Origin of the sequence: Phytohabitans kaempferiae (genome assembly GCF_042433955.1) — a bacterium.
In the GTDB taxonomy this organism is placed as follows: domain Bacteria; phylum Actinomycetota; class Actinomycetes; order Mycobacteriales; family Micromonosporaceae; genus Phytohabitans; species Phytohabitans kaempferiae.
The window spans coordinates 247,464-260,398 of the sequence record NZ_JBHLUH010000012.1 but is presented as its reverse complement, the minus strand read 5'-3'; the positions used below and the strand labels follow the sequence as shown (position 1 = coordinate 260,398).

The 12,935-nt window shown below is 70.6% G+C and carries 13 protein-coding genes; 9 read left to right on the top strand and 4 right to left on the bottom strand.

From position 1 onward, the window contains the following. The first annotated feature begins 7 nt into the window (after positions 1–7). Complete coding sequence (locus tag ACFFIA_RS10835) at positions 8–439, top strand: hypothetical protein (protein WP_377249338.1); 432 nt, start codon at positions 8–10, stop codon at positions 437–439. Between the two features lie 172 nt (positions 440–611). Here the strand turns inward: ACFFIA_RS10835 and ACFFIA_RS10830 are convergent, their stop codons facing one another. From ACFFIA_RS10830 to ACFFIA_RS10820, 3 genes are all read right to left on the bottom strand, one after another. Continuing rightward, complete coding sequence (locus ACFFIA_RS10830; RefSeq protein ID WP_377249336.1) at positions 612–1,640, bottom strand: LacI family DNA-binding transcriptional regulator; 1,029 nt, start codon at positions 1,638–1,640, stop codon at positions 612–614. A 74-nt stretch (positions 1,641–1,714) separates the two neighbouring features. Continuing rightward, entirely contained in the window at positions 1,715–2,632 is a 918-nt protein-coding gene (locus ACFFIA_RS10825) for a MerR family transcriptional regulator (protein WP_377249334.1), read from the bottom strand. A gap of 34 nt (positions 2,633–2,666) precedes the next feature. Further along, complete coding sequence (locus tag ACFFIA_RS10820; RefSeq protein ID WP_377249332.1) at positions 2,667–3,257, bottom strand: TetR/AcrR family transcriptional regulator; 591 nt, start codon at positions 3,255–3,257, stop codon at positions 2,667–2,669. A gap of 83 nt (positions 3,258–3,340) precedes the next feature. Here ACFFIA_RS10820 and ACFFIA_RS10815 point away from each other — a divergent pair, with 83 nt between their 5' ends. From ACFFIA_RS10815 to ACFFIA_RS10780, 8 genes are all read left to right on the top strand, one after another. After that, on the top strand, positions 3,341–3,685 hold the full coding sequence (locus ACFFIA_RS10815; protein ID WP_377249330.1) for a hypothetical protein: 345 nt from the start codon (positions 3,341–3,343) through the stop codon (positions 3,683–3,685). 298 nt (positions 3,686–3,983) lie between these two features. After that, on the top strand, positions 3,984–5,054 hold the full coding sequence (locus tag ACFFIA_RS10810; protein ID WP_377249742.1) for a BMP family lipoprotein: 1,071 nt from the start codon (positions 3,984–3,986) through the stop codon (positions 5,052–5,054). Between the two features lie 10 nt (positions 5,055–5,064). Next, a complete protein-coding gene (locus tag ACFFIA_RS10805) occupies positions 5,065–6,639 on the top strand; it encodes an ABC transporter ATP-binding protein (protein ID WP_377249328.1) in 1,575 nt (524 codons plus the stop codon). Next, on the top strand, positions 6,636–7,889 hold the full coding sequence (locus tag ACFFIA_RS10800) for an ABC transporter permease (RefSeq protein ID WP_377249326.1): 1,254 nt from the start codon (positions 6,636–6,638) through the stop codon (positions 7,887–7,889). Before ACFFIA_RS10805 ends, ACFFIA_RS10800 begins: the two co-directional genes overlap by 4 nt. A gap of 5 nt (positions 7,890–7,894) precedes the next feature. Further along, positions 7,895–9,166: an ABC transporter permease gene (locus ACFFIA_RS10795; RefSeq protein WP_377249739.1), complete on the top strand. Its 1,272-nt coding sequence runs from the start codon at positions 7,895–7,897 to the stop codon at positions 9,164–9,166. A 93-nt stretch (positions 9,167–9,259) separates the two neighbouring features. Continuing rightward, positions 9,260–9,940 (top strand): cytidine deaminase, encoded by a 681-nt coding sequence (locus tag ACFFIA_RS10790; protein ID WP_377249324.1) that lies wholly within the window; start codon positions 9,260–9,262, stop codon positions 9,938–9,940. Further along, positions 9,941–11,218 (top strand): thymidine phosphorylase, encoded by a 1,278-nt coding sequence (locus ACFFIA_RS10785; RefSeq protein ID WP_377249322.1) that lies wholly within the window; start codon positions 9,941–9,943, stop codon positions 11,216–11,218. Between the two features lie 181 nt (positions 11,219–11,399). After that, positions 11,400–12,026, top strand: a complete 627-nt coding sequence (locus ACFFIA_RS10780; protein ID WP_377249737.1) for a DUF4272 domain-containing protein — start codon at positions 11,400–11,402, stop codon at positions 12,024–12,026. Here ACFFIA_RS10780 and ACFFIA_RS10775 read toward each other — a convergent pair. Further along, on the bottom strand, positions 11,981–12,925 hold the full coding sequence (locus tag ACFFIA_RS10775; RefSeq protein WP_377249320.1) for a putative RNA methyltransferase: 945 nt from the start codon (positions 12,923–12,925) through the stop codon (positions 11,981–11,983). The genes ACFFIA_RS10780 and ACFFIA_RS10775 overlap by 46 nt on opposite strands. Positions 12,926–12,935 lie beyond the last annotated feature (10 nt).

The following is a 12,935-nucleotide window of genomic DNA, read 5'->3' as shown; positions in this document are numbered from 1 at the left end:
GACTGGAATGGGGGCACTGGTGACGCTGGAGCTGACGGAGGACTCGCCGGTACGCGACCTGCCGTGGATCGTGACGTTCGGACCGCTCGGCGACGAGGAGGAGTGGGAGCCGGTGGTCTGCGGCCCGTACGAGCGGGAGCACGCGCTCGCGCTGGCCGAGTCCGTCGTCGCCGACGAAGACCTGATGGCGGTCGTCGAGCCGCTGCTGCCGCACGTGACCGTCGAGGAGATCCAGGGGGAGATCGCGGCGGCCCGGATGACCGCCGAGGACGAACGCGCGGAGGCCGACGACGCCGACGACTTCGGCGACTACGACGTGTACGGGCTGGAGTCGGCCACCGGGCCCGAGCCCGAGCAGATGGTCGAGGCGACCCCACCGCCACCGCCCGAGGAAGTACGTGCCGGAATGGCACGCATAGCCGCGCGCCTGGCGGGGTAGGACAAGGAGCAGCCCGGTCGTTCGTTGAGCTTCGCGCCGACGGGCGACTGGGGAACGAGTGGCTTCCCGGGCCACCACGGGCAGTCGGGAGCCGCTTTCCTCCCGCCAGTGGGCCGGCCGCCGATTGGCAGGTCGGCCCGCTGCTGCGGCCGCCGCGGCGGCGGCCCAACGCTCAGGCGAGCACGGGCAGCGGCGCGGTACCGGTCGAGGAGCGGACCACCAGCTCGGGGCGGAAGACGTACTCGGAGCGGTGGGTCCCGTGCCCGTTGATCTCGTCGATCAGCGCGCGTACGGCCGCCACCGCCATCGCGATCACGGGCTGGCGGACCGTGGTCAGCGGCGGATCGGTGAACGCGATCAGCGGCGAGTCGTCGTATCCGACCACCGACACATCGTCGGGAATGGACAGTCCACGCTGGCGGGCGGCCCGGATCGCGCCGAGCGCCATCAGGTCGGAGCCGCACACGATGCCGGTCACGCCGCGGTCGAAGAGGCGCGCGGCGGCGGCCTGCCCGCCCTCCACGCCGAAGAGGGAGAGCGAGATCAGCTCGTCGAGCGCGGCGTCGTCGAGCCCGACGAGCTTCTTCATCGCCGCGCGGTACCCCGCGATCTTGCGCTGTACGGGCATGAAGCGGTTGGGGCCGGAGATGAGGCCGATCCGCCGGTGGCCGAGCGCCACCAGGTGCGCGACGCCCAGCTCGCCCGCCTCCCGGTCGTCACAGGAGACGAAGGGCGCGTCGATGCCGGACACGTACCCGTTGATCAGCACGATCGGCAGCGGCCGGGTGAGCAGCTTGCGGTAGCGCTCGTGGTCGGCGGTCGTGTCCGCGTGCAGGCCGGAGACGAAGACGATGCCGGAGACCTGCCGGTCGAGGAGCATCTCCACGTACTCGTCTTCGGTCACGCCGCCCGGCGTCTGGGTGCACAGCACCGGCGTGTAGCCGCTCTGGGCCAGGTTGGACTCGATGATCTGGGCGAACGCCGGGAAGATCGGATTGTCCAGCTCCGGCACGACCAGACCCACCAGGCCGGCGCTGCGCTTGCGCAACCGCGCTGGACGCTCGTAACCGAGGACGTCCAGTGCGGTCAGCACCGCCTGGCGGGTTTCCGTCGACACGCCGGGGCGGTCGTTGAGCACGCGGGACACGGTGGCCTCGCTGACTCCGGCCTGCTGGGCGATGTCGGACAGTCGTGCGGCCATGACCATCACGCTAGCGCACCAGCAAGTTCTTACGCTGTGAGCTGCTTGGTGCTACCAGCAGATGCAAGAGATTGCTATGCCGCCGTCGCCCGCAAGGCATCCCGCAGCCAGACGAAGAGTGGCGTCTGGGTCGGGATCGGCGGCCAGCCGTTGATGATCGCCATGAGCTGCCAGTACCGCTCCGGGCGCGGATCGGTCGAGGACTCCAGCGCGGCGAGCACCTCCCGCCGGTACTCCGGCAGGTCGGTCCGCCCGGTCTCCTCGGCCATCGCCGCGATCAGCTCGTCGACGACGGGTACCGCCCCGGGAGAGGCCGGGTCGATGCCGGCGGTGACCGCCGCGCCCGCCCTCCGCGTGACCAGCTCGGCGGTCCGCGCGCCGATGATGGGCGGCGTGGCGGCCCCGCCACCGCCGAACGTCCCCTCGGTCATCCGCCGCAGCAAGGCCCGAAAGTCCGGGTCGCTGACCAGGTCGTGCAGCTCCAGCCAGGCGTCGACCTGCTCGTCGCTCGGGTCGTCGGGCAGCTCGGGGGCGGCCGAGCGCATCCTCCCCTCGAACTCCGGGTCGACGGGTATGCCCTCGAAGACGCTGTCGAAGAACTCGGCGATGATGCGGCGGCGCTCCTCGGCCGTGGCGCGTGCGATGCGGTTCATCCGGTCCACCTCCTGTGGCGTGGGCTCATGCTTGGCCAGCGCGCGCAGCACCGCTCGCTGCACGCGCAGCACCCGGATCTGCGCCTCGATCGCCTCCGCGTGGCGGGCCGCCACACTCCGCAGGTCGGCCTCGCGGTCGAGCAGCCGGCGGATGGTGGCGAGGTCGAGGCCGAGCTCGCGCAGCGTCCGTACGAAGTCGAGGCGCAGCGCGCTCTCCGCGTCGTACCGCCGGTGTCCGGTCCGGGTCCGCGCCGCCTCGGGTACGAGCCCGAGGTCGGAGTAGTACCGGATGGTCTTCACCGACAGGCCGGTGCGTCGAGCCAGCTCTCCGATGTGCATGAGACCGATGGTGAAACCTCCAGCCACTGGAGATTCAAGCCTTTAACAGGACCCGAAGCGCGTCCGCGTAGCTTTTCTTGTCGGGGCCATTGCCGAGGATGCGCTGGAGCGCGAAGCCGGGGACCATCCCGAAGAGGGCGGCGCCGATCGCCTCCGGGTCGGCGTCGGGGGGCAGCTCGCCGGTCTGCTGGGCGCGGCGGGCCAGGTCGGCGAAGAGCCCGCGGAAGCGCCCGTACTTGTCCGCGACGAAGACCGCGAGCGCCGGGTCGCGCAGAGACTCGGCCCAGACCTGGATGGCGATCCGCAGCACGCCCCGCGGCCCGGTCTGCGAGTCGGCGAAGTCGAGCGCCCGGTCCATCGCCTCGGCCAGCGGCAGCGGCGGCTCGTGCGCCACCAGCTCGGCGAAGACGTCTTCGGCGCCATCCATCACGCCCTCCGCGATGGCGGTGATCAGATCGTTCTTGCTCTTGAAGTAGCGGTACACGGCGCCGACCGAGAGGTTGGCCTCGGCGATCACGTCCTGCATCGATGTGTTGTGGAAGCCGTTGCGGCTGAAGCAGGTGTAGGCGGCGTCGAGGATCTGCTGCCGCCGGGCGGCCAGATGAGCGTCCGAGACACGGGGCATGGGCGCAAGTATAAAACGAACGCTCGTTTCAGGCACGGGTGCCCGTGGCCGCTCAGCAGGGACAACGGGTATTGTCACCCGCCGTGGAGGCTCTGCGTCTGATCCTGCTGTACACCCATCTGATCGGCTTCGCGCTGCTGCTCGGCGGCGTGGTGGTCCAGTACGTCTCGGGCCCGCTGCGGATCAACCGGCCGATGCTGTGGGGAGCGGTGATCCAGCTCGTCACGGGCATCGGGCTCTCCGCCCCGCTGCGCGGCGAAGGCGAGGAGCCGTCGCCGGCGAAGCTCGCGGTCAAGCTCGTCATCGCCATCATGATCTTCGTGATGGTGTTCTTCTCCCGCAAGCGCGAGGTGGTCAACAAGGGCCACTTCCTGGCGATCGGCGGGCTCACGCTGGTCAACGCCGCGGTCGCGGTCTTCTGGCGCTGAACCCGTCCGCGGGTAGGGTTTGGAGAAAGCTACAAGCACGGGCGAGGGCCGGCCGCTTTCCTTTGGACGCCGTGGCCATTACCGGTCAACAGGGCGCCTGCTCTACTACTCGGAACGCGTCTGGCGCCTGTCTCGTGATCTCCGAACCTGCCGGTCACAGGCGGGTAACAGGGGCTCAACAACAGTGCATGGATCTCACCTGTTGGGCGTACGGAAGCGTACGCTCCCGACCGTGGAAGCACCGCAGACTTCGCGGTGTGCATTGGGGAAGGAGACCGTCTTGCGCTCTGCGCGTGGGATGCGGGTCGTCTCGTTGTTCGCGGTGGGCGGGCTCGCGCTGAGCGCCGCCGCGTGTGGAGACGCGCCCGACGAGGGTGGCAGTGGCTCGAGCCCTGCCGCTCAGAAGTACACCGCCTGCATGGTGACCGACGTCGGCGGCATCGACGACCGTTCGTTCAACACATCCGCCTGGAAGGGTCTCCAGGCTGCCGCCAGCGAAAATAACAACATCGAGCCCAAGTACGTCGCCTCCAGCGCCGAGGCCGACTACGAGCCCAACCTGACCCAGTACGTCAACCAGGACTGCAACTTCATCCTGGCCGTCGGCGGGCTCATGACCGAAGCCACGAAGAAGGTGGCCGCGGGCAACACGAGTCAGCAGTTCGCGATCGTCGACTCCAACCCCGGCGTGTCCAACGTCTACCCGATGCAGTTCGACACGGCCCAGGCGGCGTTCCTCGCCGGCTACCTGGCCGCGGGCTACTCGAAGGCGGGCAAGGTCGGCACGTACGGTGGCATGCCGATCCCGCCGGTGACCATCTTCATGGACGGCTTCGCCGACGGCGTGGCGCACTACAACCAGGTCAAGAGCAAGAACGTCCAGGTCCTCGGTTGGAACAAGGGCACGCAGCAGGGCCTGTTCACCAACGACTTCGTGAAGCAGGACGAGGGCAAGAAGGTCAGCGACACGCTGGTCGCCCAGGGCGCCGACATCGTCTTCCCGGTGGCCGGCGGCGCCGGTCTCGGCACCGCGGCGGCAGCCCAGGCGGCTAACGGCGCGTACAGCGTGATCTGGGTCGACGTCGACGGCTGCGAGAGCGCGCAGCAGTACTGCTCGACGTTCCTGACCACGGTCGTCAAGAACATCCCCGACGCTGTGAAGGACGCGGTCATCAAGGGCGCCGATGGCGAGACCCTGGCGAGCGCGCCGGGCTTCCTCGGCACGCTGGAGAACAACGGCGTCTCGCTCGCGCCGTACCACGAGTTCGACAGCAAGGTCCCGGCTGAGCTCAAGGCCGAGGTCGAGAAGCTGAAGCAGGACATCATCGCGGGCACCGTCAAGGTCACCTCGGCGGCCCAGCCCAAGTAACCGTCCTTTCGTGAACAGGGCGTCCCCCACACGGGGGACGCCCTGTCACCCATCGGAGGTCCCGCTGAAACTCGAGCTGCGCGGCATCACCAAGCGGTTCGGTGACCTGGTCGCAAACGATCACATCGACCTGACGGTCGAGCCCGGGGAGATCCACGCCCTCCTGGGCGAAAACGGCGCCGGCAAGTCGACGCTGATGAACGTTCTCTACGGGCTGCTCCAGCCGGACGAGGGCGAGATCCTGGTCGACGACGAGCCGGTGCAGATCCGCAGCCCCCGCGACGCGATCAACGTGGGCATCGGCATGGTCCACCAGCACTTCATGCTGGTGCCGGTCTTCACCGTCGCGGAAAACGTGATGCTGGGCGCGGAGAAGGTGCGCGGCGGGCTCGCCGGCTTCCTCGACCGCCGCCGCGCGCGCCGCGAGGTGGAGGAGGTCTCCACGCGATACGGCCTGCGGGTCGACCCGGACGCGGTGATCGAAGACCTGCCGGTCGGCATCCAGCAGCGGGTCGAGATCATCAAGGCGCTGACTCGCGAGGTCGACCTGCTCATCCTGGACGAGCCGACCGCGGTGCTGACCCCGCAGGAGACCGACGAACTGCTCGCTGTCATGCGGTCGCTCAAGGAGTCCGGCAAGTCGATCGTCTTCATCACCCACAAGCTGGGCGAGGTGAAGGCCATCGCCGACCGCATCACCGTGATCCGGCGCGGGCGCACCGTGGGCACCGCGACGCCCGACACCAGCCGCGACGAGCTCGCGGCGCTGATGGTGGGTCGCAACGTAAACCTCACCGTGACCAAACTTCCCAAGGAGCCGGGCGAGCCGATGCTGCGGGTGGAAGGGCTGGTCGTCAACGACGAGCGCGGCCACCAGGCGGTCTCCGGCGTCGACCTCGAGGTGCGCGCCGGCGAGGTGCTGGGCATCGCGGGCGTGCAGGGCAACGGCCAGACCGAGCTGATCGAGGCGATCATGGGGCTGCGCCCGGTGCTCGCCGGCAGCGTCACGCTCGACGGGCGGCGGATCGAGGGCTGGCCGACGAAGAAGGTGCTCCGCGCCGGCGTCGGCTACGTCCCCGAAGACCGCAGCGTCGACGGGCTGGTCAAGGAGTTCACGGTCGCGGAAAACCTGGTGCTGGACATCTACGACCGGCCGCCGTTCGGCTTCCGTGGCGTACTCCGGCCGGATGCGATCGCCGACTCGGCCAGGGAACGGATCGAGCAGTTCGACGTGCGTACGCCCTCGGCGGACGCGTCGGTCGGCACGCTCTCCGGCGGCAACCAGCAGAAGGTCATCGTGGCGCGGGAGATGTCCCGCCCGCTCAAGCTCTTCATCGCCGCCCAGCCCACACGGGGCGTCGACGTCGGCTCGATCGAGTTCATCCACAGCCGCATCGTGCACGAGCGCGACGTCGACACCGCCGTACTCCTGGTGTCGAGCGAGCTGGACGAGGTGATCGGGCTCGCCGACCGGGTCGCGGTCATGTACCGGGGACGGATCCTGGCTATCGTCTCGCCCGACACCCCACGCGAGGATATCGGCCTGCTCATGGCGGGCGTGCATGGTGAGGAGACGGCCGCATGACGCAGGAGAAGGCGCCGGCCGAGCCTCGGCGGGAATCCTTCGCGCAGGCGTTCCTGCACGGCCTCTGGGCGGCCAACACCCTCACCGTCACGATCCTGGCTGTGGTGCTGGCGCTGGTCATCGGCGGCATCCTGATCATCGTCTCCGACCCCGACGTGCTCACCGCGTACGGCTACTTCACCGCCCGCCCTCAGGATGCGCTGGAGGCGAGCTGGGATGTGGTCAGCCGCGCGTACGCGAGCCTCTTCAAGGGCGCGATCGTCGACCCCGCGGCGGTACGCGCCTGGGTCAGCGGTGAAGGGAGCTGGGAGCGGGTCTTCGGGCCGATCTCGGAGACGCTGACCTACACGACGCCTCTGGTCTTCACCGGCCTCTCGGTGGCGCTGGCCTTCCGTGGCGGCCTCTTCAACATCGGTGCGCAGGGCCAGGCGATCATCGGCGTGATCATGGCGGCGCTGGCCGGCTTCCTGCTCCCGCTCCCGCCGGTGCTGCACCTGATCGTGGCGCTGCTCGCGGGCGGGTTGGGCGGCGCGCTGTGGGGCTTCATCCCGGGCTTCCTCAAGGCGCGCACCGGCGCCCACGAGGTGATCAACACGATCATGCTCAACTACATCGCGCTCTACTTCCTGACCTGGATCATCATCCAGAAGGGCGTGCAAAACCCCGACCGCACCGACGCGATCAGCAGGCCGGTCGACTCCTCCGCCCAGCTGCCCCGGCTGCTCGGCGACAACCTGCGGGTACACCTCGGCATCCTGCTCGCGGTGGCGGCCACCTGGGGCGTGGCCTGGTTGCTCAACCGGTCGACGCTCGGCTTCGAGCTGCGGGCGGTGGGCAACAACCCGGACGCCTCCCGTACGGCGGGCATCAGCGTCACCGCCACGTACGTCGCGGTCATGGTGATCGCCGGCGGCCTGGCCGGGCTCGGCGGGGCCAACATGGTGATCGGCTCGACAGCCAACGCGCTGACCCCGCTGGTCGTGGCACAGATCGGCTTCGACGGCATCCTGGTCGCACTGCTCGGCCGGGTCAAACCCTGGGGCGTCGCGCTCGCCGCGCTGCTCTTCGGCGCGCTGCGGGCCGGCGGCAACACGATGCAGTCGGTGTCGAGCATCTCGCTGGAGCTGGTGACCGTGCTACAGGCGCTGATCGTCATCTTCATCGCCGCGCCCGCCCTGGTGAAGGCGATCTTCCGGCTGCGCGCCGCCCGCGCCGCGCGCCTGTCGACGAGCCTGGCGAAGGGCTGGTGAGCGAAGTGTCCACGATCACCGCGGACGAGGCGGTCGTCACACCGGTCCAGATCGGCTTCTGGAGCCGGGCCCGCAAGGTGGGGGTCGGGCTCGCCGCCGCCGGCCTGCTGGCCACCGTGCTCTTCGGCGCGCTCGCCACCTCGCAGACCGTGCGGTTCACGCTGAGCGACGACGCGCAGGGCGCCTCGCTGCGGATCAACGGCACGGTCGGCGCGATCTTCTTCGGGCTGATCGCCACCGCGGCCGGGTTCGCGATGCTGGCCGAAAAGTGGTTCACCTGGCTGCTCGGCCTCGGCATCGTCGGCTTCCTGCTCTCCTTCCTGTGCTGGCAGATCTCCGACGCGCCGGACGGGCAAAACTTCATGCCGCTGGTCAACATCGTCCGCGGTACGTTCCTGCTGGCCGTACCACTGATCTTCGGCGCCCTCGCCGGTGTGCTCTGCGAGCGCTCGGGCGTTGTCAACGTGGCGATCGAGGGCCAGTTGCTGATGGGCGCCTTCGCCGGCGCGCTGGTCGGCACGATGGCGGCGAGCGCCTGGGTCGGCCTGATCGCGGCGGCGATCGGCGGGGCGCTCGTCTCGCTGCTGCTGGCGGTCTTCACCATCCGGTACCTGGTCGACCAAGTCGTGATGGGCATCGTGCTCAACCTGCTCGTGCTCGGCGTCACCGGCTTCCTCTACGAGCGGCTGATGCAGACCGACCAGGCCAAGTACAACGAGCCGCCCAAGTTCGGCAACTGGGAGATCCCGCTGCTCAAGGAGATCCCGGTGATCGGGCCGGCGCTCTTCCAGACCAACCTGTTCCTCTACCTCGCGCTGATCCTCGTCGCGGTCATCCACGTCGGGCTCTTCCGCACCAGGTGGGGCCTGCGCACGCGCGCGGTCGGCGAGCACCCCACGGCGGCCGACACGCTGGGCGTGCGCGTACTGGCCGTGCGCTACCGCAACGTGCTGCTCGCGGGCGCGGTGGCCGGCATCGGCGGCGCGTCCTACACGCTGCTGCTCTACTCGTTCACCAAGAACATGATCAACGGTAAGGGCTTCATCGCGCTCGCCGCGCTCATCTTCGGCCGGTGGAGCCCGACGGGCGCGCTGCTCGCCGCGCTCTTCTTCGGCTTCGCCGACCAGTTGGGTGTCTACCTCGGCGCGATCAGCAGCATCATCCCCGGCCAGTTCCTGGCGATGTTGCCGTACCTGGCGACGATTTTGGCTGTGGCTGGGCTTGTCGGCCGGGTACGGGCCCCCGCCGCGGACGGCAAGCCGTACATCAAGGGGTGAGGGAGGCCGTGGCCGGGCTTGTCGGCCGGGTACGTGCCCCCGCGGCCGACGGCAAGCCGTACATCAAGGGGTAAGCGAGAGTACAAAGGAACCGTGGAGATCGACTGGGAACGGCTGCGCGCTGCGGCCGTCGAAGCCATGCGCAACGCGTACGCGCCGTACTCGAACTTTCCGGTCGGCGTGGCCGGGTTGGTCGACGACGGCCGGGTGGTGGTCGGCTGCAACGTGGAGAACGCCTCGTACGGCGTGACCCTCTGCGCCGAGTGCGGTTTGGTCTCGTCGCTGCACGCCAGCGGTGGAGGGCGGCTGGTCGCGGTCTCGTGCGTGGGCGGCGACGGCGAGCCGCTGATGCCGTGCGGGCGGTGCCGCCAGCTCCTGTACGAGCACGGTGGCGCGGACTGCCTGGTCGAGGCGGTGCCCCGGCCGCTGCGCGTGGCGGAGCTGCTGCCGTACGCGTTCGGCCCGGAGGACCTGGTCGCGGCCGACGCGTCGAAGGAGCCGAAGGTGCCCAGCCGGCTGCTGCGGTGGCGCGGGCGGGGCACCGTGTTCGTACATCCCGACCTGGCCAGCGGTCAGCGGGTCTGGACGGGGTACTGGGACCGGTCGACCGGCACCGACGGCAAGGAGACCGGCATCCTGGAGGAGGCGCCCACCTGGGGCAACGTCGACGACGCGATCGCCTGGGGGCGGGTCCGCACACCGCGGGTCGTACTGATCGACGAAGAGGGCAAGATGCGCTGGGTGGGCGAGGGCGACCCGCCGGATGGGAAGTAGATGACGGGCTTCGCGGCTGTTGACGTGATCCGGACCAAGCGCGACGGCGGGACGCTCTCCGACCCGCAGATCGATTGGGTGGTCGACGCGTACACCCGGGGCGAGGTGGCCGACGAGCAGATGTCCGCGCTGGCCATGGCGATCCTGCTGCGTGGCATGACGCCGGCGGAGATCGCCCGGTGGACGGCCGCGATGATCGCCAGCGGCGAGCGGCTCGACCTGTCCGCCGTGTCCCGCCCGACCGTCGACAAGCACTCCACCGGGGGCGTCGGCGACAAGATCACGCTGCCGCTCACGCCGCTCGTGGCCGCCTGCGGCGCGGCCGTGCCGCAGCTCTCCGGGCGCGGGCTCGGCCACACCGGCGGCACGCTCGACAAGCTGGAGGCGATCCCGGGCTGGCGGGCGACGCTGAGCAACGAGGAGTTCGTCGCCCAGCTCCGCGAGGTGGGCGCGGTCGTCTGTGCCGCCGGGGAGGGGCTCGCGCCGGCCGACCGCAAGCTGTACGCCCTCCGCGACGTCACCGCCACCGTCGAGGCGATCCCGCTCATCGCCAGCTCGATCATGAGCAAGAAGATCGCCGAGGGTACGGGCGCGCTGGTCCTGGACGTGAAGGTCGGCTCCGGAGCGTTCATGAAGTCGGCGGCGGACGCGCGCGAGCTGGCCGGCACGATGGTCGACCTGGGCAAGGCGCACGGCGTGGCGACGGTCGCGCTGCTCACCGACATGTCCACCCCGCTCGGGCGGGCGGTCGGCAACGCGGTGGAGGTGGCGGAGTCGGTCGAGGTGCTCGCCGGCGGCGGACCGTCCGATGTGGTCGAGCTGACCCTCGCGCTGGCCGAGGAGATGGTCGCCGCCGCAGGGCTCCAGGTCGATCCGTCGCAGGTGCTCAGGAGCGGGAAGGCCATGGACTCCTGGCGCGCGATGATCAGCGCGCAGGGCGGCGATCCGGCCGCGCCGCTGCCGGTCGCGCCAGAGACCGAGACGGTCCGCGCCGAGCGCGACGGTTACGTCTCCACAGTGGACGCGCTCGGCATCGGCGTGGCGGCCTGGCGCCTGGGCGCCGGACGGGCGCGCAAGGAAGACCCGGTCAGCGCCGCCGCCGGGGTCGTACTGCACAAGAAGCCGGGCGACCCGGTGCGGGCCGGTGAGCCCCTCTTCGAGCTGCGGGCCGACGACGCCAGCCGGATCCCCGCGGCGCTGGCGGAGGCCGCCGCCGCGGTCACCGTCGCGGACACACCGCCCGGCCGGCGGGCCCTGGTCATGGAACGCGTCGCGTAACGCCCCGACCACGCTCTTCGCGCGTAGGAGCGATCCCGTCCGTGCGGGGCGTGGTGCGACCGGGCCGAAACAGCTATTCTCCCTGGCCAGGGGGCGCAGCAGCGACGATTGGCAGGGACGAAGACCAGTGGCTGTTCCGGCTCCTGACCCGCGGCATGTCCGCGTGGCCAGCGTCGAGGAGATGCGCCGCCTCCGGCTACCCCAGCCACCACCGCACTTTCCCCTGGTCTGGGAGCCGGGCGACGAGGTGGAGCTGCGCCCGACCGCCGAGATCGAGGCGCGCGCGGCGATCCTGCACGTGGTGCTCGCCCGGTGCTTCGGCATGCCGCCCCAGGCGGCGATGAGCTGGCTGCTCGGCTCCCGCCTGGTCGACCAGGTGACGCCCCCGGAGTGGCAGTTCGTCATGGGCGGGCGGGGCGACCATCGCTCGTTCGTGTTGCACCACGACGCGGTCTACGCGCTGGCCTGGCTGCTCGGCCTCTCCAAGCACCTCGACCCGGAGGCGCCGGCCGACGACCGGCTCATCGAGCTGCTGCCCAACCTGCCCGCCGGTGAGACGTTCGCCGAGTGGCGCTCGCGCACGCTGGCCGCGCCCCGCTCGGCCCTCGACGCGGCGACCGTGCTCGACTTCTACTACTGCCTCGACTGGGGCTACCTCGAGGCGGAGCGGATCGGCGCTCCGCTGCCCGGTGAGATCGACGCCAACGCGATCGGTCAGCGGCGGTGGGCGCTCGAGTGGGCGGTGATCTTCCGGGGGCCGTATCACGACCCGCCGGCCGGCTGGGAAGAGGTAGACCTCTCCACGTAGACGCCGAGCCGCACCGAGGCGGTCACGGTGATCGGCCCGGGCAGCTCCACCGGGGCCGCGCCTGATGCGCTCGCTTCGCTCGCTGGCCGCCACGGGCGGCCGGCGCGCTCCGCCCTCGTCGCTGCGCTCCTGGGATCGGAGCTGGCCAGCCCCGGGGCGGTGTGCCACGCGCTCGGCCCCATCGCGACCAATGCGGCCGCCTCCCGCGGGCTGAGTTCCAGCGTGCGGGTGAGCGTGCTCTCCCGGGCCAGGGCGAAGTGGCCGTCGAGGCTGGCCGCCACTCGTTCGGCCTTGTCCGGGTCGACCCGCAGCAGCCCCAGCCGCGCGACGAGTTCGGCGAGGTGGTCGGGGGCGGGCGTGACCACCAGCAGCACGCCGCCCGGCCGCAGCACACGGCGAAACTCCGGGCCGTTGCGCGGCGCGAACACGTCGAGCACCACCCCGGCCGCGCCGTCCGCCACCGGCAGCCGCCCCCACGTGTCGCACAGGGCGGCGCCGGCCCGGGGGTGGGCGCGCGCCGCCCGGCGCAGCGCCGGCTTCGAGGCGTCCAGGGCAAGACCGGGAGCGCCGGGGAGGGCGTCGAGCACCGCTGCCAGGTGCCGGCCCGTGCCGGCGCCGGCGTCAAGGACAAGACCGCCCGGGTACGCCGTGCGTGCCGCCTGCGCCAGCGCCGAAGAGATGAAGTCGTAGTGCCCGGCGGCCAGGAAGTCGGCGCGCGCGGCCACCATCTGCGCCGTGTCGCCGGAGTGGGGCGCATGGCCGGTGGTCAGGTTGACGTACCCCTGGCGGGCCAGGTCGAAGCTGTGCCCGCGCGGGCAGCGCAGCGCGGATCCTCCGGGCGACGCGAGCGGCTCGCCACAAACCGGGCAGCGCAGGTGTGCGACAACGTCTGAGTCCATAATCTTTCCT

What these genes read in the sequence shown, in the direction of transcription:
- ACFFIA_RS10775 (WP_377249320.1), bottom strand. Translation starts at nt 12,925, where the DNA reads ATGGACTCAGACGTTGTCGCACACCTGCGCTGCCCGGTTTGTGGCGAG.
- ACFFIA_RS10810 (WP_377249742.1), top strand. Translation starts at nt 3,984, where the DNA reads ATGCGGGTCGTCTCGTTGTTCGCGGTGGGCGGGCTCGCGCTGAGCGCC.
- ACFFIA_RS10780 (WP_377249737.1), top strand. Translation starts at nt 11,400, where the DNA reads ATGCGCCGCCTCCGGCTACCCCAGCCACCACCGCACTTTCCCCTGGTC.
- ACFFIA_RS10785 (WP_377249322.1), top strand. Translation starts at nt 9,941, where the DNA reads ATGACGGGCTTCGCGGCTGTTGACGTGATCCGGACCAAGCGCGACGGC.
- ACFFIA_RS10825 (WP_377249334.1), bottom strand. Translation starts at nt 2,632, where the DNA reads ATGCACATCGGAGAGCTGGCTCGACGCACCGGCCTGTCGGTGAAGACC.
- ACFFIA_RS10800 (WP_377249326.1), top strand. Translation starts at nt 6,636, where the DNA reads ATGACGCAGGAGAAGGCGCCGGCCGAGCCTCGGCGGGAATCCTTCGCG.
- ACFFIA_RS10820 (WP_377249332.1), bottom strand. Translation starts at nt 3,257, where the DNA reads ATGCCCCGTGTCTCGGACGCTCATCTGGCCGCCCGGCGGCAGCAGATC.
- ACFFIA_RS10830 (WP_377249336.1), bottom strand. Translation starts at nt 1,640, where the DNA reads ATGGCCGCACGACTGTCCGACATCGCCCAGCAGGCCGGAGTCAGCGAG.
- ACFFIA_RS10835 (WP_377249338.1), top strand. Translation starts at nt 8, where the DNA reads ATGGGGGCACTGGTGACGCTGGAGCTGACGGAGGACTCGCCGGTACGC.